At 74.1% G+C, this 17641-nt stretch carries 15 protein-coding genes; 8 read left to right on the top strand and 7 right to left on the bottom strand.

All coding sequences use genetic code 11. The annotated features are described in order from the left end of the window. Position 1 precedes the first annotated feature (1 nt). The 3 genes from ABZ806_RS28810 to ABZ806_RS28820 form a co-directional block, all read right to left on the bottom strand. On the bottom strand, positions 2-625 hold the full coding sequence (locus ABZ806_RS28810) for a copper resistance CopC family protein (RefSeq protein ID WP_500220545.1): 624 nt from the start codon (positions 623-625) through the stop codon (positions 2-4). Between the two features lie 74 nt (positions 626-699). Next, a complete protein-coding gene (locus ABZ806_RS28815; protein ID WP_500220556.1) occupies positions 700-1830 on the bottom strand; it encodes a DUF5685 family protein in 1131 nt (376 codons plus the stop codon). A gap of 50 nt (positions 1831-1880) precedes the next feature. Then, on the bottom strand, positions 1881-3179 hold the full coding sequence (locus tag ABZ806_RS28820) for a helix-turn-helix domain-containing protein (RefSeq protein ID WP_500220546.1): 1299 nt from the start codon (positions 3177-3179) through the stop codon (positions 1881-1883). A 332-nt stretch (positions 3180-3511) separates the two neighbouring features. Here ABZ806_RS28820 and ABZ806_RS28825 point away from each other — a divergent pair, with 332 nt between their 5' ends. The 5 genes from ABZ806_RS28825 to ABZ806_RS28845 all read left to right on the top strand — a co-directional run bounded on the left by ABZ806_RS28825 (position 3512) and on the right by ABZ806_RS28845 (position 8574). Next, entirely contained in the window at positions 3512-4957 is a 1446-nt protein-coding gene (locus tag ABZ806_RS28825) for an NCS2 family permease (protein ID WP_500220547.1), read from the top strand. Between the two features lie 125 nt (positions 4958-5082). Continuing rightward, positions 5083-6246, top strand: a complete 1164-nt coding sequence (locus tag ABZ806_RS28830; protein WP_500220557.1) for a glycerate kinase — start codon at positions 5083-5085, stop codon at positions 6244-6246. Between the two features lie 153 nt (positions 6247-6399). Next, positions 6400-7515: an alanine dehydrogenase gene (gene ald / locus ABZ806_RS28835; RefSeq protein ID WP_500220548.1), complete on the top strand. Its 1116-nt coding sequence runs from the start codon at positions 6400-6402 to the stop codon at positions 7513-7515. A gap of 70 nt (positions 7516-7585) precedes the next feature. Further along, positions 7586-8188, top strand: coding sequence for a histidine phosphatase family protein (locus ABZ806_RS28840; protein ID WP_500220549.1), 603 nt, complete (start codon positions 7586-7588; stop codon positions 8186-8188). A gap of 86 nt (positions 8189-8274) precedes the next feature. Continuing rightward, positions 8275-8574: a metal-sensitive transcriptional regulator gene (locus ABZ806_RS28845; RefSeq protein WP_346049117.1), complete on the top strand. Its 300-nt coding sequence runs from the start codon at positions 8275-8277 to the stop codon at positions 8572-8574. A 24-nt stretch (positions 8575-8598) separates the two neighbouring features. Here ABZ806_RS28845 and ABZ806_RS28850 read toward each other — a convergent pair whose 3' ends face one another. Then, complete coding sequence (locus ABZ806_RS28850) at positions 8599-9135, bottom strand: MarR family winged helix-turn-helix transcriptional regulator (protein WP_500220550.1); 537 nt, start codon at positions 9133-9135, stop codon at positions 8599-8601. Between the two features lie 116 nt (positions 9136-9251). On the opposite strand from ABZ806_RS28850, the gene ABZ806_RS28855 reads away from it, so the two are divergent. Further along, the gene (locus ABZ806_RS28855; RefSeq protein WP_500220551.1) at positions 9252-10784 is read left to right on the top strand and encodes an MDR family MFS transporter; all 1533 of its coding nucleotides are present in this window, start codon (positions 9252-9254) and stop codon (positions 10782-10784) included. Between the two features lie 27 nt (positions 10785-10811). Here ABZ806_RS28855 and ABZ806_RS28860 read toward each other — a convergent pair whose 3' ends face one another. The 3 genes from ABZ806_RS28860 to ggt all read right to left on the bottom strand — a co-directional run bounded on the left by ABZ806_RS28860 (position 10812) and on the right by ggt (position 14148). Beyond that, complete coding sequence (locus tag ABZ806_RS28860) at positions 10812-11660, bottom strand: oxygenase MpaB family protein (RefSeq protein WP_500220558.1); 849 nt, start codon at positions 11658-11660, stop codon at positions 10812-10814. Positions 11661-11777: 117 nt separating this feature from the next. Beyond that, entirely contained in the window at positions 11778-12140 is a 363-nt protein-coding gene (gene cutA, locus ABZ806_RS28865; protein ID WP_500220552.1) for a divalent-cation tolerance protein CutA, read from the bottom strand. A 49-nt stretch (positions 12141-12189) separates the two neighbouring features. Then, entirely contained in the window at positions 12190-14148 is a 1959-nt protein-coding gene (gene ggt / locus ABZ806_RS28870; RefSeq protein WP_500220553.1) for a gamma-glutamyltransferase, read from the bottom strand. A gap of 378 nt (positions 14149-14526) precedes the next feature. On the opposite strand from ggt, the gene ABZ806_RS28875 reads away from it, so the two are divergent. Beyond that, on the top strand, positions 14527-16488 hold the full coding sequence (locus ABZ806_RS28875; protein ID WP_500220554.1) for an amino acid permease: 1962 nt from the start codon (positions 14527-14529) through the stop codon (positions 16486-16488). A gap of 196 nt (positions 16489-16684) precedes the next feature. Then, on the top strand, positions 16685-17518 hold the full coding sequence (locus ABZ806_RS28880) for an NUDIX hydrolase (protein ID WP_500220555.1): 834 nt from the start codon (positions 16685-16687) through the stop codon (positions 17516-17518). Positions 17519-17641: the final 123 nt, after the last annotated feature.

Genomic DNA, 17641 nt, shown 5'->3' on the forward strand with positions numbered 1-17641 from the left:
GCTATTCACTTCCGGCCGCCGCCTGGTGCCTGCGCTTGGCGCGGTACACGATGCCGAGCCCGACGCCGATACCGATGCCGAGGCCGGCGATGATCAGCACCCAGAGCACCGCGCCGGAACCGGAGTCCTCCTCCGCGGCGACCTGGTCGGCCTTGAGCGGCTGCTCGTCGGCGGTGGCGGCGTCGCCCGTCTGCTCCTCGGCGCCGACCGCTCCCGCCGACGGCGCGGGCACCGCGGCCTCGCCCCCGGTCGCGGTGAACGTCAGGCCGGCGTCCTCGATCGGGTGCCCGTCCTCGCCGACGACCCGGTAGGCCACCGTGTAGGTCCCGGCGGGCAGCGGCCCCGCCAGTTTCTGCGTCACCGTGGTGCCGGAGCGTTCCGCCTCACCCGACTGGTAGGTCTTCTTCTGCGCGTCGGTGACGACCACCTTCGCCAGGCTGATCTTGTCACTGAAGACCAGCTTGACCTCGGTGACCGACTCCGCGGACGCGCCCTTGCCGGGCGTGCTGCTGAGAAGCCGCGCGTGCGCGAGCGCGGGGGTGGCGGTCACGGTGCCGAGGGCGAGCGCGAGGGCCGCGACGACGCCGAGGCGCCGCACGGCCGGGCGGGGCTTGCGGATGTTCATGGAGGGCCGGGTTCTGTAGTGAGCTGAAGGGCTGCGTCCACCTTACTGAGCCGGTCGCCATGACACGTTCCGGGTCAACTGCAGTCGCAGCAGCAGCCGTCGCAGCAGTCGCAGTCACAGTCGCAACCGCAGTCGCCGCAGTTGCAGCACTCGCAGCAGTCGCAGCAGCCGTCGTCGCAGTGCCGGGTGCACCAGCAGCGGTCCCCGCACGAGTCGCCGTGGTGCTCGCTCCACTCGGGCTGGAAGACGCCGCAGGTCACGCATACGGCCGCCCCGGTGAAGCAGGGGATCGGCCAGCCCGGACGCGGGGGCCGCGGCCCGTGCCGGGCGAGGTCGCGCGGATCGGCGAAGACCCGGTCGACGGAGCGGCCCACCTCCCGGTCCAGCAGCGCCCGGACGAGCCGCGGCCGCTCCAGTTCCAGGTCGGCGAGAGCGAGGCGCAGCCCGTGCAGGGCGTCGTCGGCGTGCCGGCGGGCCTCGTCGAGGGTCGTGCCAGTGGCGAGGAGCGGGTTGTAGGCGCCGGTCTCCCGGTCGTCCGCGAGGTCCTCGACGGCGTCCAGGAGGTGCGCGACGCGGCCGAAGAACCGGCCGGCCTCGGCGAGCGCCTCGGCGTTGCCCTCCCGGCCCGCGAGGACGGCCGTGTGCGCGAACACGGCGGCGACGGCCGTCTCGGTGGGCTCGGTCAGGTCGAGGAGGCCGAGCCCCGGTGCCGACTCCAGCAGCGGCTGCCGGGCGACCGCGTCGCGCAGCGCGGACGGGTCGAAACCGACCGCGGCCCCCGTCCGGCCGCCGGCCGCGTCCCAGCGGCCGGCCATCCGGCCCGCCGCGGCGGCGACCAGGCGGCGTGCGTACGGCCCGTCGCCGTCCGCGACGTGGTCGCGCGTCTTGCCCGCCGCGAGCAGCAGCGACGCGGCGGCGGCCAGTTGCGCGCCCTGCGCCTTCGCGGTGACGACCTCGGCGGTCTTCATCCCGCGCAGCGCGCACGGCCCGGCCTTGCGGCGCGGCGACAGCTCCGGGGCCTGCGCCTCGACCAGCACCGACACGAGCAGCCCGTCGTAGTTGGTGACGAGCCGCGCGGCCTGGCCGTGCTCGGCGCGCAGCGTCAGGCACAGCCCGCACAGATGGGCCGTCCAGTCCTTGAACAGCGACCCGCACAGAACATGCCTGCACGGACGTACCACACCGAACACCGGCGACTCCCCCACCTCGAACAACTCGCAGCATTATGGACGCGGCGCTGCCCGAGATGGTTCGGCTACACCCCCACGCAGGTGAGCGCGCGGCGGTAGGCGGCCATCCGGGACTCCTCGGCGGTGCCCGCCTCGGACAGGACCTCGGCGAGATCGAACCACGCCTGCGCGGCCTCGCGGGAGGCCTCCATCTGCTCCAGGCAGGTCGCGGCGCGGGTCAGCACCTCGACGGCCCGGTCCCGGCGGCCGAGCCGCACCGACGCCTCGCCGAGCACGGTCAGCGCCCCGGCGGTGGCCCGGCGCGGCGCGTCCCCGAGCAGGTCGAGGGCCTCCTCGGCGAGCGCCACCGCCTCCGCGGGACGGCCGAGCGCGGTCTCCGCGCGGGCCAGCTCGGTCAGGCACCAGGCGACGTCGATCTCCCCGGACGAGCTGGCGCTGATCTCGCCGCGCACCCGGGCCAGCAGCTCGCGGGCGCGGGACGCCTGGTCGGGGCGGGCGCGCAGCAGCAGCCCGGCGTAGATGACGCGGAGCCGGTTCAGGTCGCGGGGGTCCTCGCCGTCGCCGGCCAGCAGCAGCGCCCGCTCGGCGAGCGTGACGCCCTCCTCGTACTCGCCGCGGATCTCCGCGACGTAGGCGGCCTCCCAGCAGGCGACCATCCGCGCCCGGGGGCTGCCGATCCGCTCGGCGCGCTCGACGAGCTGGGCGGCGAGCTGGCGGGCCCGGACGAGGTCGCCGCGCTCGATGAACGCGGCGAGCAGCGCCGCGCCGAGGTGCACGGCGGCGTCGGTGGAGTCGGCGCCGGTCGCGATGAGGTGCCGCAGCGCGCGCTCGGCCGCCTCGACGCCGGCGCTGACGTCGCCGCGCTCGCGCAGGCAGCGGCTCAGCGCGACGTGCACCTTCGCCCAGTGGTCGAGGTCGGCCTCGGCGGAGGCCTCCTCGGTCAGCGCGGTCAGCCCGGCGATCGCCTCCTCCAGCTCGCCCGCGGCCTCCAGCGCGAGCGCGTGGCCCCAGCGCGCCTGGTGCAGCATGTCCGGCAGCGCGACCGCGTCCGCGCTGGCGAGGACCTCGGCGAAGCGGGCCCGCGCCTCGGCGGCCGCGCCGTTGCTCAGCGCGATCTCGGCGTAGTCGAGGGTGACGCGCAGCTCGTCCACGACGTCCTCGCTGACGCCGCTGACGAGGTAGGTCGCCGAGCAGTTCAGCTTCGCGGCCAGCAGCTCCACCACGCTCGGGGCGGGCACCCGCTTGTCGCTCTCGATCAGCGAGATGTAGCTGTCGGACAGTTCGGGGAAGGCCAGCTGGGCCTGGCTCACGCCCTGCCGGATCCGCAGGGCGCGGATCCGCTGCCCCAGTGTCTCCCGATCCATCGTGTGACCACCGCCTACCAGGTAATCGCCGCGCGCGGGGCGAGGATGAAGCCGACTCAGGTCCTCAAGTGTGCCGATATACCGGCCGGTCAGGCCCGCGATTCGCCGTATTCGGTACCGAAGCGTGTTCGAATCCGCACCACGGCAGGCTATAGCGGGCGTTCCGGGCCCGCCATCGGCCCCTCCCCGGCCCTGCCCGAGGCCCGGCCCCCGCCCGGCCCCGGGCCCGGCCTCGCCCCCGTCACGCTGCGAAGTCCGCACCGGCTAATCTGTGCTCGCCCGAACCCGGACACGCCGCCGGAACCACCGCCGCGCAGAGATGAGCGCCCGCCATGCCCAAGACCAGTACCGCGAAGACCGACGAATCGCCGCCGGCCGGCGGGCGCGGGCCGCTGGAGCGGCTGTTCGACCTCACCGCGCGGGGCACCACGGTGCCGCGGGAGCTGCGCGGCGGCGTCACCACGTTCTTCGCGATGGCCTACATCATCCTGCTGAACCCGATCATCCTCGGCGGGGCGAAGGACGTCACCGGCGCGACGCTGTCGATCCCGCAGCTGACCACGATGACCGCGCTGTCCGCCGCGGTCACCACGGTGATCATGGGCCTGGTCGGGAACGCGCCGCTGGCGCTCGCCGCGGGCCTCGGCATCAACGCGGTGGTGGCCTTCCAGGCCGCGCCGGTGATGACCTGGCCGCAGGCGATGGGCCTGGTGGTGATCGAGGGCGTGGTCATCGTCGTCCTCGCGCTCACCGGCATCCGCGAGCGGATCATGAACTCGATCCCGCTGGCGCTCAAGCACGCGATCGCGGTCGGCATCGGCGCGTTCATCGCGCTGGTCGGCCTCTACGACTCGGGGTTCGTCACCTCCAGCGCGACGAGCCCGCCGCTGTCCCTCGGCACCGGCGGCCACCTGGCGACGTGGCCGACGCTGGTGTTCGCGCTCACCCTGCTGCTGATGATCGTGCTGTACGTGCGGCGGGTGCCCGGCGCCATCCTGATCAGCATCGTCGCCGGGACGATCGGCGCGGTGGCCATCCAGGAGAACGCCTCCATCAAGGAGGGCGGCTGGGGCATCGTCACCCCGAGCATGCCGGACCAGCTGTTCGCCGTGCCCGACTTCGGGCTGTTCGGGGAGATCGACCTGTTCGGCGGGTTCGGCCGGGCCGGCGTGATCACCGCGCTGGTCGTGCTGTTCACCCTGGTGCTGTCGGGCTTCTTCGACGCGATGGGCACGATCCTCGGGGTCAGCGACGAGGCGGGCCTGCTGAACGAGAAGGGCGAGGTGCCGCGGCTCGGCCGGATCCTGTCGGTGGACGGCCTGTCCGCCGCGTTCGGCGGCATCACCAGCTCCTCCGCCAACACGGTGTTCGTGGAGTCGGCGGCCGGCGTCGGCGAGGGCGCCCGGACCGGCCTCGCCAACATCGCCACCGGCGCGCTGTTCGCGGTGACGCTGTTCCTCACCCCGCTCGCCGCGACCGTCCCCGCGCAGGCCGCCGCGCCCGCGCTGGTCGTCGTCGGCGCGCTGATGATGACGCAGGTCGCCAAGGTGGACTGGACCGACCTGGAGCTGACGATCCCGGCGTTCCTCACCATCGTGCTGATGCCGTTCACGTTCTCGATCACCATCGGGATCGGCGGCGGCATGGTCGCCTACGCGCTGATCAAGCTGGCCAAGGGCAAGATCCGCGAGGTGTCGGTCTGGCTGTGGCCGGTGGTGCTGCTGTTCCTCGTGTTCTTCGCGATCAACCCGATCGAGCAGTGGCTGAACGTGCGGTGACCGCTCCGGGAGAACACGGCTCTGCGGCCATTTGAGACTCCGGGACGCGTTTGCGGGTGTCAAATAGTGCCGTCATGGCGTAAGCAGAAGGTAGGGCTTTACCTCCCGGCGTGAAAGGCGTGGCTGTGGTGTCCGCGGACTCTCCCTCCCGTCCGTCTCCGCCAGGTCACGTCCTGCTGGCGCCTGACAGGTTCCCGGGAGCGCTGACCGCGGCGCAGGCGGCCCGGCATCTGGCGGCCGGGCTGCGCCGTGCCCGGCCGGAGGTCCCGCTGGTGGAGCTGCCGGTGGCCGACGGCGGCGAGGGCACCGTGGCGGCCGCGGTGGCGGCCGGGTGGCGGCGCGTCCAGGTCGAGGTGTGCGGGCCGACGGGGCGGCCGGTCACCGCGCGGCTGGCGCTGGACGGCCGCAGCGCGGTGGTGGAGCTGGCCGAGGCGTCCGGGCTGCGCCGGCTGCCGGGCGGCAAGCCGCGCCCGCTGACCGCCTCCAGCCTCGGGACGGGCCAGCTGCTCGCGCACGCGCTGCGGCTCGGCGCCCGCCGGATCGTGCTCGGCCTCGGCGGCGGCGCCTGCACCGACGGCGGCGCGGGCCTCGTGCAGGGGCTCGGCGGGCGGCTGCTGGACGCGCTCGGCAAGGACCTGCCGCAGGGCGGGGCGGCGCTGCGCTCGCTGCACGCCCTGGACCTGCGCGGCCTGCCCGACATGTCGGGCGTCGAGGTGGTGGTGGCGGGCGACTCCGCGGGTCCGCTGCTCGGCCGCACCGGCGCCGCCGCCGTGGACGGCCCGCGCCGCGGCGCGAGCCGCGACGAGGTGCGGATGCTGGACGCGGGGCTGCGCCGCTGGGCCGACCTGGCGGAGGCGGCGGCGCGCCGGGCGGCCCGCGACCTGCCGGGCGCCGGGACGTCCGGCGGCGTCGGGTTCGCCGCGCTCACCTTCCTCGGCGCGACGATCGAGCCGGGCCCGGCGCTGCTGCTCGACCTGCTGGGCTTCGCCGGGAAGGCGCGCGGCGCCCGGCTCGTCGTCACCGGCGAGGGCACCCTCGACGCCCGGTCGCTGCGCGGCACCGCGCCGATCGGGGCGGCCCGCGCGGCCGCCCGCGCGGGCGCGCCGGTCGTCGCGGTGGCCGGCCGCCGCGCGCTCACCGGCGAGCAGCTGCGCAAGGCGCGGATCCAGGCCGCGTACGCGCTGGCCGACATCGAGCCGGACGAGGAGCGCCGCGTCCGGCGGGCCGGGCCGCTGCTGGAGCAGCTGACCGTCGCGATCGCCGACGAGTGGCTGCCGGCGCGCCCGTAGCGTGCAACGTTCCACCGGGCGCCGGGCCGGGCGGGCTTTACAGGTTGTCGCCGATGGAGCCGATGCCTTGACATCCTGCTCGTAGCCGGGGGCGTGCCGCGGAACGCACGCTGGAAGCGCAGGTCCTGGTCAGCGTTGACAGAGGAGCCCCCGGTGAAGATCGGCGTGCCGCGAGAGATCAAGAACCACGAGTACCGGGTCGCGATCACGCCGGCGGGCGTGCACGAGCTGACCCGGCACGGCCACGAGGTGTTCGCCGAGCGCGGCGCCGGCCTCGGGTCGGCGATCCCCGACGACGACTACGCCGCCGCGGGCGCCAAGATCCTGGACGGCCCGGACGGGGTGTGGGCCGAGGGCGACCTGATCCTCAAGGTCAAGGAGCCGGTCGCGGCGGAGTACCACCGGATGCGCCGCGGCCAGGTCCTGTTCACCTACCTGCACCTCGCCGCGTCCCGCGCGTGCACCGACGCGCTGCTGGCGGCCGGGGTCACGGCGATCGCCTACGAGACCGTCCAGCTGCCGGACCGGTCGCTGCCGCTGCTCGCCCCCATGTCGGAGGTCGCCGGGCGCCTCGCCCCGCAGGTCGGCGCCTACAACCTGATGGCGTCCAACGGCGGGCGCGGCGTGCTGCCGGGCGGCGTGCCCGGTGTGGCCCCGGCCAGGGTCGTCGTCATCGGCGGCGGCGTGTCCGGCCTCAACGCCGCGCAGATCGCCGTCGGGATGGGCGCGGACGTGACCGTCATGGACGTGGACGTCGACCGCCTCCGCCACATCGACGCGATCTACCAGGGCCGGCTGCGGACGCTCGTGTCCAGCGCCTACACCGTCGAGCAGGAGGCCCGCGCCGCCGACCTCGTCATCGGCGCCGTGCTGATCCCCGGCGCCCGCGCGCCCAAGCTGATCTCCAACGACCTGGTCGCCGGGATGAAGGCCGGTTCCGTCCTGGTGGACATCGCCATCGACCAGGGCGGCTGCTTCGAGGACTCCCGCCCCACCACGCACGCCGACCCGACCTACACGGTGCACGGCTCGACGTTCTACTGCGTGGCGAACATGCCCGGTTCCGTCCCGAACACCTCGACCTACGCCCTGACCGGCGTGACGCTGCCCTATGCCGTGCAGATCGCCGAGAAGGGCTGGCACCGGGCCCTCCGGGAGAACGGCGCCCTGGCCCGGGGCCTCAACACGCACGCCGGCGACCTCGTCTACGACCACGTCGCCGAGGCCCACGGCCTCCCCTACACCCCCCTCGCCTCGATCCTGGACTGACCGGTCTCCCCCGCGTTCTCACCCGTCCCGGGGGTTCCGGGACGCCCCCGCGCCGGGTAGACACTCCGGCATGGGAGAGCTGATCCTGCTGCGGCACGGGGAGACCGAGTGGAGCCGGGCGCGGCGGCACACCGGGCTGACGGACGTGCCGCTGACCGCGCGCGGCGAGGAGCAGGCGCGGGCCCTGCGCCCGGCGCTGAAGGAGCGGCACGTCGTGCGGACGCTGGTCAGCCCGGCCGAACGGGCGCGGCGGACCGCCGAGCTGGCCGGGCTGCCGGCGGCGGAGACCGACCCGGACCTGTGGGAGTGGGACTACGGCGGCTACGAGGGGATCACCACGGCGGAGATCCGGGAGACCCGGCCGGGCTGGTTCCTCTGGGACGACGGGGTGGTCCCCGGCGGCGCCGGCCATCCGGGCGAGACCGTCGGGCAGGTCGGCGCGCGGGCCGACGCGGTGCTGGCGCGGATCGGCCCGCTCGCCGGCGGCCCGCTCCCGAACGGCGATGTAGCGCTCGTCGCGCACGGGCACTTCCTGCGGGTGCTGACGGCGCGGTGGCTCGGCCTGGAACCCGCGCTCGGCCGGCTGTTCGCGCTCGGCACCGGGACGCTCTCGGCGCTCGGCACCGAGCATGACCGGCCGGTCGTCGGCGCCTGGAACGTCCCGCCGCCGTGACCCCGGGCACCGCATAAGGTACCTGTTGGGGGATGTCCCCCAGGGGTACCCGGGCGTGCGCCCTCGGAAGATTGCGGAGGACGGTAATGGCGACCAGCGAGACCCCCACCCGCGGGTACACCGCCACCAAGGACCAGCTGCAGACCCGGCTGGCCCGGATCGAGGGCCAGGTGCGCGGCATCGACCGGATGGTCGAGGACGACCGCTACTGCATCGACATCCTCACCCAGATCAGCGCCGTCCAGGCCGCGCTGGACAAGGTGGCGCTCGGCCTGCTGGACGGGCACGTCCGGCACTGCGTGGCGGAGGGCGCCGAGGAGGGCAAGGGGGACGAGATGTCCACCGAGCTGATGGCCGCCGTCGGCCGCCTCATGCGCCGCGGCTGACCCCGCCCGCCGGCCCGCAGCTGATCACGGCTCCGGGGGGTTCTCCGGGCAGGGCGGCTCCGTGCCGTCGGGGGCGGGCGGGCCGCCGCGCTCCATGTTCTCGGCGAGCGTCCGCCAGCCGTGCAGGAAGTGCCGCCGCTCGGTCGGCGTCAGCGTCTCCAGCGTGGTCCGCAGCGGGCGCAGCCGGCGCCAGGCGAACCGCTCGATCGCCTCGCGGTGCGCCGCGGCCAGGCTGACGATCATGCGGCGGCGGTCCCGCTCGTCGGGGTGCCGGTCGACGAAGCCGCCGCGCTGCAGCTCGCCGACGAGCTGGCTGACCGTGGCGGGGTTGAGCGCCATGTGCCGGGCGAGGACGCCCACCGGCGCCGGGCCGTGCAGGACGAGCTGCATCAGCGCGGGCACGTGCCGGGGCCCGAGCCCGGCCTCCTTCACCCGGTGGATGAGGTCCTCGGCCTCGGGGCGCGCGCCCTTCATGCCGCGCATCGTCCGGCCGAGGAGCTGCACCATCGTCTCCATGTCGGCGTCGACCGACGCGTCGGTGGTGAAGCGATCCTCGGACATAGCTTGAAGTTCAACATATTTCGTGATGCAATGCAAAACATTGATCTTCAAGATGTTTCGCATCTTGAGTCACGGGGACTCCGGGCTACCGGGACTTCAGGCAAGGGGGGGCGACCATGGCCGAAAGCCCGTCCACCAAGGTGGCGCCGCCGGGCGGTACCGGCGGCGAACGGCTCGACCGGCAGACGATCGTGCTCGGCCTCGTGATCGTGGCCGGCACCCTGATGGCGATCCTGGACACCACGATCGTCAACGTGGCCCTGGAGACGCTCGGGCGCGACTTCTCCACCGACCTGTCCACGATCCAGTGGGTCATCACCGGCTACCTGCTGGCCATGGGCAGCGTCATCCCGCTCACCGGCTGGGCCGTCGACCGGTTCGGCGGGCGGAGCGTGTGGCTGACCTCGATCGTGCTGTTCGTGGCGGGGTCGGTATTGTCGGGCGCGGCCTGGAACATCGGCTCGCTGATCGTCTTCCGGGTGGTGCAGGGGCTCGGCGGCGGCATGCTGATGCCGACCGGGATGGCCATCCTGACGATGGCGGCCGGGCCGCGCCGGCTCGGCCGGATCATGAGCATCGTCGGCGTGCCGATGCTGCTCGGGCCCGTCCTCGGCCCGGTGATCGGCGGCTGGCTGGTCGAGGACGTCGACTGGCGCTGGATCTTCTTCGTGAACGTGCCGGTCGGCGCGCTGGCCTTCGCGCTCGCCTGGTGGAAGGTGCCGCGCGGCCGGGGCGAGGCCGGCGCGTCGGCGCTCGACCTGCGCGGGCTGCTGCTGCTGCCGCCCGGGTTCGCGCTGCTGATCTACGGCCTGTCCACCGCGAGCAGGGAGGGCGGCTTCGGCAACGCCACGACGGTCGGCTGGCTGATCGCGGGCGCGGTCCTGGTGGCCCTGTTCGTGCTGCACAGCCTGCGCCGCCGCGAGCGGTCCCTGATCGACGTCCGGCTGTTCGCCGACCGGACGTTCGCGACCGCGTCCGTCGCGGTGTTCCTCGTCGGCATCGCGCTGATGGGCTCGATGCTGCTGATCCCGCTCTTCTACCAGACCGCGCGCGGCGAGGGCGCGTTCGCCGCGGGCCTGCTGCTGGCCCCGCAGGGCGTCGGGGCGGCGATCGCGATGCCGGCGGCCGGGGTGATCACCGACCGGTTCGGGGCCGGGCGCATCGTGCCCCTCGGCATCGCGCTGCTGGTGCTCGGCACCGTCCCGTTCGCCCTGGTCACGGCGGACACCTCCTACTGGCTGCTCGGCGGCGCGCTGGTCGTGCGGGGCATCGGGCTCGGCTGCACGATGATGCCGACGATGTCGGCCGCGCTCACGACGCTGCGCCGCGAGGCGGTGTCGCGGGCCAGCAGCTCGCTGAACATCATCGTGCAGCTCGGCGGGTCGGTCGGCACCGCGCTGCTCGCCGTCATCCTCGCCCAGGAGATCGGCGACCGGATCCCGCAGGCGGCCGGCGGGGGCGGGGGCGGCGTCGGCGCGATCCCCGACCAGGTGCGGCAGCAGGTCGCGCCCAAGCTGGCCGACGCGTTCGGCAGCACGTTCTGGGTCGCGCTGATCCTCACCGCGCTGCTGATCGTCCCGGCGCTGCTGCTGCCCATGCACGGGGCGCGGCACGACGAGGACGCGGACGCGCCGCCGCCGGTGGCGTGAGGCGCGGGCGGGCCCGGCGGGGCCCGGTCAGGACGCCATCGACCAGGTGGCCAGGCCCGTCTCGTGCTCGCGCGTGAGGCGCCTGGCCCGCCGCGCGTCCGGCGAGTACCGGTACCGCTCCGGGACGACCCGCGTGGTCTGGTACAGGCCCTTCAGCGTCAGCGTGGCCGCGAGGTCGGACGTCGGCAGCCCCGGCAGCCCGTACATGCGGCGCGCCCAGCGCGGCAGCGTCGCGACGGTCAGCGTCCCGACGGCGGGCGCGGCGAGCTTCAGCGGCAGCAGGTTGCGCGGCACGGCCGGGCTGAACATGCGGCGCAACCCTTCGCGCGCCTCCCGGCACGCGAAGATCTTCCGCCGCATCTCCGCGTAGTACTCGCGCATCTCCGCGACCGTCGCGGGCACGTCCGCCGGGTCGAGGCCGACGACCTCGGCGGCGCGGCGCTGCTCGTCCACGAACGTGTCGGCGTCCTCGCCGCTGAGTGGGACGCCGGCGCGGCGCGCCACGTCGAGGTAGGAGTCGACCTCGCCCATGTGGACCCAGAGCAGGTTCTCCGGGTCGTCGATCGGGAACGTCTCGCCGGTCCGCATGTCGAGCCCGGTCAGCCTGCCGTGCAGCCGGCGGACGCGGCGGCCGACCCGCTCGACCTCCTCCTCCGTCCCGTAGGTGCGGACGCGGACGAACTCGACCGTCCGGGTCAGCCGCGCCCACGCCGCGGAGGGGTCCATCAGCTCGGAGTTCTGCGCCGTCCCCCACATGGACCGGGGATGGAGGGCCTGCAGCAGCAGCGCCCTGATCCCGCCGACGATCAGCACGGGCTCGCCCATGACCCGCCAGGTCACCGAGCCGGGCCCGAACAGGCCGTGGTCCGCTCCCACCTCGCTCAACTCGCGCACATCGACCGCCCTTCATCCGCCGCCGCGACCGGGCGGAACCCGTCCGGCCAGGGTAAACAAGAACTTACCCTGCCATGACCCAGGTCACACGGCCAAGGCTCAGTCGTCGGCGGGATCGGCCACCGCGTCGTCGCGGGCCCCGGGTTCGGTCTGCTCGGTGATCCAGGCGAGGTAGTCCATGCTGCCCGCCACCACCGGCGTCGCGATGATCTCCGGGGTGTCGTAGGAGTGGCCTTCGGTGATCAGCGAGGCGAGCTCGTCGAAGCGGTCGGCGGAGGTCTTGAAGAGCACCATCCACTCCTCCGCCGACTCGATCTCGCCCTCCCACCAGTAGGTGCTGGCGATCGGGCCGACCAGCTGCGCGCAGGCGGCGAGCCGCTCGGCGACCGCCGACCGCGCCAGCTCGGCGGCCTCCGCCCGGGAGTCGGTCGCGGTCGTCACCTGCACGTAAGAGGGCGCCATGGCACGACTCCTTCCCGCTCACCGTGCGCGCACGCCATCACGGGGCCGCTCACCGGGCCGGGTGGACGACGAGCGCGCTGCCGCCGCCCCGCCGGACCGGCTCGGCGACCGCCTGGACGAGCCCCGGCCGCAGGAACTCCAGCCCCGTCGCGGCGCCGATCACGCCCGCGGGCGGGCCGGGGAAGACCTCCAGCCGGTGCCCCCGCGCGGCGAGGTCGCGGCCGTACCGGTCGATGAACGGCTGCTCGGCGTACACGAGCGGGGTGTTGCGCTGCGTCGCGCGGGGCGCGTCGAGCGCGGTGGGCAGGTCCATGCCGAGGTCGATGCGGTTCAGCAGGATCTGCAGCACGGTCGTGATGATCGTCGACCCGCCGGGGGTGCCGAGCGCGAGCTTCGGGCGCCCGTCCTCGAGGACGAGCGTCGGGGCCATGCTGCTGCGCGGGCGCTTGCGCGGGCCGGGCAGGTTCGGGTCGGCCGCCTGGCCGGGCGCCGGCGGCTGGAAGGAGAAGTCGGTCAGCTCGTTGTTGAGCAGGAACCCCCGGCCGGGGACGGTGATGCCGCTGCCGCCGAACTGCTCGATCGACACCGTGTAGGAGGCGACGTCGCCCCACTTGTCGGCGACGACGAGGTGCGTGGTCTGCGGACCCTCGAACGCCAGCGCGCGGGTCTGCGTGCCGGGCGGGATGCACGGCTCGTAGGTCCCGTCCGGCGAGCCGGGCGCGACGGGCGCGGGGGCGGCCCGGTCCGGTTTGATCAGGCAGGCGCGCTCGCGGGCGAACCCGGCGGACAGCAGCTCGTCCAGCGGCACGTCCACCTTGTCGGCGTCGCCGAGGTAGCGGCCGCGGTCGGCGTAGGCGAGCTTGGACGCCTCCAGGTAGTAGTGCAGCGCCGTGACCGGGTCGCGGGCGTCGAGCCGGAAGTTGCCCAGGATGTCGAGCGCCTCCCCGATCGTGGCGCCGCCGGACGACGACGGCGGCATCCCGTAGACGTCCATCCCCCGGTAGGGGACGTGCGTGGGCTCGCGCACCACGGCCCGGTAGGCGGCGAGGTCGCCGCGCTCCACCAGGCCGGGGCGGACGTTCCTGGTCGCGTCCGGGTCCACCGGCGGCCTGGCGACCGTCCTGGCGATCTCCCTGCCGAGCCCGCCCTCGTAGAACCAGTCGGTGCCGCGCCTCGCGAGCTGCCGGTAGGTGTCGGCGAGGTCGGGGTTGCGGAACACCGAGCCGACCTCGGGCACCTTCCCGTCCGGCAGGAAGAGCCTCCGGGTGGGGACGATGTCGCGGAAGCGGGCCTCGTTCACCGCGGTCTGGTCGTGGAACTCCTGGTCGACGACGAATCCCCGGTCGGCGAGCTTGATCGCCGGGCGCAGCAGGGTGCCGAGGTCGCGGGTGCCGAAGCGGCGCAGGCCGAGGTCCCACTGGGCGAGGGTGCCGGGCACGCCGACCCCGAGGCCGCTGGTGACGGCCTGGTCGAACGGCAGCGGCCCGCCGGTGGCCGGGTCGATGAAGGAGTCCTGCCTCATCCGCCGCGGCGCGAACTCGCGGCCGTCGAGCGCGTAGACGCGGTGCTTGCGCGCGTCGTAGTAGGTGATGTAGCCGCCGCCGCCGATCGCGGACACGTACGGCTCGGTGACGCCGAGCGCGGCGCCGGCGGCGACGGCCGCGTCCATCGCGTTGCCGCCGCGCTTCAGGACCTCCAGGGCCGTGCGGCTGGCGTCCAGGTCGACCGTGGAGACGGCGCCGCCGTACCCGGTCGCGACCGGCTGCTTGACCGGCGGCCGCGACGGCCCGGCGTGCGGTCCCGGGGCGGGGACCGGCGCGGCGGCGGTGCCGGCGGCGGCGTCGGCGGCATGGGCGGCCGGGACGGTCAGCGACGCGGCGACGGTCAGCGCGGCGGCGAGCGCCGTGCGGCGCCGGACGCGGGCGGGCCCGGAGCGCGGGGGCCGGGAGCGGGCGGGGACGGAGGAGGGGTTCGAGGACGGGTTCGGGCGTGACGGGGAGCGGGACACCGGACCTCCAGACGAACGCGGCGTCCCTACGGTGCCACCGATCTTCGTCCGATGCCACCGTCCGCACCGGCCGGCCCCGGACGCCCGTGCGGGCCGGAGTCGAAAGCGCTTTCCGGCAACGGAAAAGGGACGTATTCCATCGGAACGGTCCATTAGAAAATGGTTCGGTGAGCATGCGCCGAGCGTGAGGGCGCCGCTGCGGCATGTCGCCGACCTGCACTTTGGCAGGATGCGACAACGATGAGACGACATCCCACGGGGCGAAAACGTTGCGATTATGGTCGTACCTGGTGAATTCTTAGGGACTTCGGCAAGCCATCACCTCGCGAACAGCGGCGCGGGTGCACTGACCCTGGCCCCCGGCCTGGGGGACGATCTATGACCTGGGACATGCGCATGCGCAACAACATGTTCCGCCGGCTGCCGGTGGAACAGGCCACCGGACGGCTCTACGGCGGACGGCACCGCCTCCGCGTGGTCTACCGGACCCGCGATCTCGTCGTGCTGGGCCTCGGCGTGATGATCGGCTCCGGCATTTTCAAGATCGCCGGCGAGCAGGCCAGTTCGACCGCCGGGCCCGGCGTGCTCATCTCCTTCCTCATCGCCGGCGGCGTCTGCGTGCTGGCCGCGCTGGCGTTCGCGGAGCTGTCGTCGATCATCCCGGTGGCGGGCAGCGCCTACTCCTTCAGCTACGTCGCGTTCGGCGAGGTGTGGGCGTGGGTGGTCGGCTGGGCGCTGATCATGGAGCTGCTGCTGGCCGCGTCCGTGCTCGCGCGGGTGTGGTCGCTGTACTTCACGCAGGCGCTGCACGACTTCGGGGTACCCGTCCCGGGCTGGCTCGGCGAGGTGATCGGCCAGGTCAAGGGCCCGGACGTGCTGGCCTTCGGCATCCTCGTGCTGGTCGTGGTGATGCTCGCCTCGGGCAGCCGGATGAGCCTGAAGACGCTGTGGTACATGGTGATGGCGAAGGTCATCGTGATCGGGCTCGTCATCGCCACCGGCCTGAAGTTCTTCGACGCCGGCAACCTCACCCCGTTCATCCCGCCCGCGCGGCCGGCGCCGGAGGGCGACCAGACGGTCCTGGACGCCGTGCTCGGCGCGTTCGGCGGCGGCACCCCGCACGTGTTCGGCGTCTGGGGGCTGTTCGCCGCCGCGCCGGCCATCGCGTTCGCCTACATCGGGTTCGACCTCATCGCGACCTCCTCGGAGGAGACCGACGACGCGCCCCGCAAGGTGCCGCGCGGCATCCTCACCGCCCTGCTCACCGCGATCGTGCTGTACGCGGCGGTGGCGATCGCGCTCGTCGGCATGGTCGGGATGGCCGGGTTCGCCAAGCTCGACCCGGACAAGCTGCTGCTCGCCGCCGCGTTCGACGAGGTCGGCGCCGGCGCGATGGGCAAGATCGTCGACGTGGGCGCGGTGCTGGCGCTGACCACCGTCATCCTGGTGGTGATGATCAGCCTGACCCGGGTGGTGTTCTCGATGGCCCGGGACGGGCTGCTGCCGCGCCCGCTCGCCGCGATGAGCCGGTACAAGGTGCCGTCCCGCGCCACCCTGCTCGCGGGCGGCGCGGCGGTGGTCATGTCGCAGACGTTCGACGTGCTGACGCTGGAGCAGCTCGTCGTGATCGGCACGCTGTTCGCGTTCCTGTTCGTCGCGGCCGCCGTGCTCGCGCTGCGGCACTCCCAGCCCGACCTGCACCGGCCGTTCCGGATGCCCGCGGCGCCGCTGGTCGTGCTCGCGACGATCGTCGCGGTCGGCTGGCTGATGCTGAACCTCAAGGTCGAGACCTGGGCGTACTTCGCGGTCTGGATGGCCGTCGGCCTCGTCCTGTACCTGGTGTACGGGCGCCGCAAGAGCCAGATGAGGCTGCTGCTGGACGCGCCGCCGCCGGACCGGCCGGTCGCCGCTCCGATGGCCGCCGCGCCGCCGCCGGGGGCACTTCCGGGGGCGCCGCGGCCGGGCGCGTCCGGGGGGCTGCCGCCCGGGGTCGTCCCGGCCGGCGGGCCCGGCCCGTGGCCCGGCGACCGGCGGCCGGGCGCGCCGGAGAGCCCCTATCCGACGGGCCGGTACTCGACCGGGCGGCAGCCGGGCGGCCAGTTCGCGCGGGAGCCGTACCGGGCCGAGCGGCCCGCACCGGAGCGGTACGACCGCGACGACCGGGGCGGCCCGTCCACGCCGTACCCCTCCGGCGGGTACGGGCCGGGCCCGGCCGCCGACGCCGACCCCTACGCGGTCGATCCGGACGTGCGGAACCCGTACGCGTCCGGTCCCTACGGCGAGCAGGGCTACGGCGAGGAGCAGGAGGAGCCGCCGGGCGGCGGCCGCCACCGCCGCTGAGCCTCCGTTGCCGAGCCGCCTTTTGTGAAGTTTCGCCGAACGCAGCGGGCGCCGGGCCCCCTCCAAGGGGGACGGCGCCCGCTTTTCGCAACCCTCGCACTCTGGACAACCGCTCCCACCCGGGTTAGGTTGTTCTCAATACGAGATAGACTCAGATCGAGATTGACTCACGATGAGATCGATGGGAGAGCGCGGGATGACACCGGAACCGAGGCGCGACGAGGCCGAGTTCCTCGCGAACTACGACCCGCGCGACTACGACCCGGTCGCCGTGACGGTGGACGTGGTGGCGCTGACCATCCGGGACGGCGCCCTCCACGTCCTGCTGGTCCAGCGCGGGAACGCCCCGTACGCGGGCATGTGGGCACTGCCGGGCGGTTTCGTCCAGGCGGGCGGGCCGCTGCGCGGCGGCGACGCCGAGGACCTGCCCGACGCGGCCGTCCGGGAGCTGGCCGAGGAGACCGGCCTCAGCGCGAAGGGCGGCGTGCTCGGCCGCGTCCACCTGGAGCAGCTCGGCACCTACGGCTCCCCCGGCCGCGACCCGCGGATGCGCGTGATCTCCGTCGCGCACCTGGCGTTCGCTCCGGAGCTGCCCGACCCCGAGGCGGGCGGCGACGCGGCGGAGGCGGCCTGGACACCGCTGGACGCACTGGGCCTCACCGAGTCCGGGGACCAGCGTCCCGGTACCACCCGCCGGCTGGCCTTCGACCACGCGCGGATCCTCGCGGACGGCCTGGAGCGGGCGCGCGGGAAGCTGGAGTACACCCCGCTCGCGGCGGCGTTCTGCGGCGGCGAGTTCACGATCCCCGAGCTGCGCTCGGTCTACGAGGCGGTGTGGGGCGAGGAGCTGCACGCCGGCAACTTCCACCGGAAGGTCCTGTCGGTGCCCGGGTTCGTGGAGAGCACCGGCGCCACGTCCGACCGGGGCGGCCGGCGCGGCGGCCCCCGCCCCCGGCTCTACCGGGCCGGCGACGCCCGCCTCCTGCACCCCGCCCTGCTGCGGCCGAGCCGGGAGGAGGAGATCCGATGAGCGGAGCGAACCGGGGGGTGTGGGGGGTCGACCCCCCACGGGAGACCGGGATGAACGCCCGGGACGACGCGCAGGCGCGACGGGACAGATCGGAAGAGCCGCGGGGAGGGGAAGAGTGGTGTA

This window comes from Spirillospora sp. NPDC047418, assembly GCF_040643275.1.
Lineage (GTDB): Bacteria > Actinomycetota > Actinomycetes > Streptosporangiales > Streptosporangiaceae > Spirillospora.

Bases quoted from the DNA above. Each gene is read 5' to 3' on its own strand.
- ABZ806_RS28810 (WP_500220545.1), bottom strand. From the start codon at position 625: ATGAACATCCGCAAGCCCCGCCCGGCCGTGCGGCGCCTCGGCGTCGTC.
- ABZ806_RS28820 (WP_500220546.1), bottom strand. From the start codon at position 3,179: ATGGATCGGGAGACACTGGGGCAGCGGATCCGCGCCCTGCGGATCCGG.
- ABZ806_RS28825 (WP_500220547.1), top strand. From the start codon at position 3,512: ATGCCCAAGACCAGTACCGCGAAGACCGACGAATCGCCGCCGGCCGGC.
- ABZ806_RS28840 (WP_500220549.1), top strand. From the start codon at position 7,586: ATGGGAGAGCTGATCCTGCTGCGGCACGGGGAGACCGAGTGGAGCCGG.
- ABZ806_RS28845 (WP_346049117.1), top strand. From the start codon at position 8,275: ATGGCGACCAGCGAGACCCCCACCCGCGGGTACACCGCCACCAAGGAC.
- ABZ806_RS28850 (WP_500220550.1), bottom strand. From the start codon at position 9,135: ATGTCCGAGGATCGCTTCACCACCGACGCGTCGGTCGACGCCGACATG.
- ABZ806_RS28855 (WP_500220551.1), top strand. From the start codon at position 9,252: ATGGCCGAAAGCCCGTCCACCAAGGTGGCGCCGCCGGGCGGTACCGGC.
- cutA (WP_500220552.1), bottom strand. From the start codon at position 12,140: ATGGCGCCCTCTTACGTGCAGGTGACGACCGCGACCGACTCCCGGGCG.
- ABZ806_RS28875 (WP_500220554.1), top strand. From the start codon at position 14,527: ATGACCTGGGACATGCGCATGCGCAACAACATGTTCCGCCGGCTGCCG.
- ABZ806_RS28880 (WP_500220555.1), top strand. From the start codon at position 16,685: ATGACACCGGAACCGAGGCGCGACGAGGCCGAGTTCCTCGCGAACTAC.